Source organism: Ameyamaea chiangmaiensis, assembly GCF_013376175.1.
Lineage (GTDB): Bacteria > Pseudomonadota > Alphaproteobacteria > Acetobacterales > Acetobacteraceae > Ameyamaea > Ameyamaea chiangmaiensis.
Genome location: NZ_JABXXR010000249.1, coordinates 1 through 2,599, shown reverse-complemented (window position 1 = coordinate 2,599; position 2,599 = coordinate 1). Strand labels below are relative to the sequence as shown.

2 protein-coding genes are annotated in these 2,599 nt (G+C 70.1%); both read left to right on the top strand.

The genetic code is table 11. The features are described 5' to 3' along the window. Positions 1-1,377 (top strand): (Fe-S)-binding protein (locus HUK82_RS15940; protein WP_176614871.1); only part of this gene is annotated, 1,377 nt, incomplete at its 5' end. Further along, complete coding sequence (locus HUK82_RS15935) at positions 1,374-2,453, top strand: electron transfer flavoprotein subunit alpha/FixB family protein (protein WP_176614870.1); 1,080 nt, start codon at positions 1,374-1,376, stop codon at positions 2,451-2,453. The genes HUK82_RS15940 and HUK82_RS15935, both read left to right, overlap by 4 nt. Positions 2,454-2,599 lie beyond the last annotated feature (146 nt).

The following is a 2,599-nucleotide window of genomic DNA, read 5'->3' as shown; positions in this document are numbered from 1 at the left end:
GGTGTCGCGCTGCTGGTCGCCGTGGGGCGCGGGCCGATGCGTCACGGCTTGGCGGGCATCGCGTGGCTGGCCGGGCATACGCGGCCCGGACGGTTCGCGCGTGCGGGCGTCGTGCGTCCGTTCGACACCGCGCTGAGGCCGCTCGATCTGTCGATGGAACGACTGGGTGTGCTGACCCCGCGCGATTTTACGCAACCGGAACTGGCAAGTTTTGATGCCTGTGTTCAATGCGGTCGGTGCGAGGAGGTGTGTCCGGCTTTCGCGGCCGGCCAGCGTCTGAATCCGAAGGCCCTCATACAGGGTCTGTCCGGCGCGATGCGCGAGCAGCCAGCCCCCTATTGCGGAAGTCCTTCGCCCCACGCCCCGGTCATGCCCGGCAAGGGCGGGATGGAGACCGAGATCATCGGAGGCATGCTGGCGCCGGACACCTTGTGGGCGTGCACCACGTGCCGCGCCTGCGTGGAAGAATGCCCGATGCTGATCGAGCATGTCGATGCGGTGATCGCGCTGCGGCGTGGCCAGACCCTGATGAAAGGTGCGGTGCCCGCAGGCGCGGGGCCGGTACTGCGCGCCTCGCGGGAGCGGGCCGAACCGGGTGGTCGTGCGCTGGAGGCGCGGACGGACGCCATCGCCGCGTTGGACGTTCCGGTACTGGCGGCGGGTGAGGCGACCGATATTCTGCTCTGGCTGGGCGAGGGGGCTTACGATCTTCGCTATGGCCGGTCGCTGCGGGCTTTGGTAACGCTGATGCGCAAGGCGGGCGTTCGGTTCGCCACGCTGGGCGCCGACGAGGTCGACTGCGGCGACGCCGCGCGGCGACTGGGCGACGAGGCAACGTTTCAGGCCCTCGCGCGCGAGGCGATCGGGGTGCTGGGGACGCGGACATTTCGCACGATCGTCACCGCTGATCCGCATGCCTATCACGTCTTGAAAAACGAGTACCCCGCTTTGGGTGGGACGTGGTCCGTCGAGCACCACACGACCTTTCTCGACGCTCTGGTGCAGGGCGGCCAGCTTACCCTCGCGCAGCGTGACGGGCCTGCCGTGGCCTATCACGACCCGTGCTATCTGGGGCGCTACAACGGGGTGATCGATGCGCCTCGCCGCCTGCTTGACGCGGCCTGTCGCACCCGTGTGGAGGTCGAGCGCCACGGTCTGCGGTCCATGTGCTGCGGCGGCGGCGGCGGCGGTCCTGCGAGCGACGTCGACGCCGTCACCCGCATTCCCGATCTGCGGATGGAGCAGTTCCGCCACGGCGGCGCGGGCATCGTCGCGGTGGCCTGTCCGGGATGCACGGCGATGCTCGAAGGTGTGACCGGGATGCGTCCCGACGTGAAGGATGTCGCCGAACTCGTGCTGGAGTCGCTGGTCCCATGACGGCGCGGATCAGGCGCGATCCGCGTGCGGAGCGGTCGCGGTGCCTCGTGCCCGGCGGGGAACGGCCGCGTCTGGTACGCGACGGAAACGTGGCCGACATGGTCGTGCCCAGCCGCCCGCGCGAGGCGTCGGTCCGACGGATCGAGATGCCCGCTTTCTGGGTCGTGGCCGTCGTCGAGGCCGTCGATGGCCGTCTGGATCGCTGGGGACGGCAACTCGCGGGGGCCGCGCGGATGCTGGCCGGGGCGGACGGTGGTGTCGTCCTGATCGGTCTTGGCGATTTGGGCGATGCGGAGGGCGGCGAGGCTGGCGCGGATCGTGTCCTGGCGATCGGTGGGTTGGCCGACCCGGAGGTGACGCTTGGTATGCTGATGGAGCGGGGCGGCTCCTTTGACCCGCGCCACTGGGTTTTTGCCGAAAGCGGGAGTGGCGCCGATCTGGCGCGGCGGCTTGCGGCGCGAAACGGCTGGTCGATACAGCCGGGCATCGAGGCGCTGACGGTCCGCCAGAGCATCCGCCCGTGTCGCGGCGGTCGGTATGAGCGTGTCGACGCCGTGGCACGGATTGTCACCCTTCCGTGCGACCGGGTGGCCGCCTATGCGGGTGAGGCCCATGAAGGGCGAAGGCTGGAGGAGGCTGCTCCCCATACACAGGCGTCCGACCGACTGGTGTTTGGACCCGTCACGCGGGCAGCGGCGGGGGATGTACCCCTGTCGGAGGCGCCGTTCGTCGTGTCCGCCGGACAGGGCGTCACGGATTTCGACGCGTTTCATGCCGTGGCCCGCGCGCTCGGTGCAACAGAGGGCGCCAGCCGTGTCGTTTGTGACGCGGGGCTGATGCCACGTGCGGCGCAGGTCGGCGCGTCCGGCACCGTGCTGGATGCGCGATGCTATCTGGCATTCGGCATCGCGGGGGCGCCGCAGCACCTCCAGGGTCTGGGCAAGGTCGAGCACGTGGTGGCGGTGAACACCGACCTCCACGCCGCGATTATCGCGCGTGCCGGGCTGTCGATCGTCGCCGACGCACAGGCGGTGATGCCGGCCCTGCTGGCGCTGTTGCGGGAGGAGGGAGCGTGATGCGCAGCGTTGTACTCGTGTCGGGTGGTATCGATCCGCTCTCGGGTCGTCCGGCGCCCCCGGTGGGCGAGATCGCGGCGATCGGGCTTGCGCTGTCGGTCGGGGCGAGCGCCACCGGCCTGCACGCGGGTGCCGTGTCAACGCCG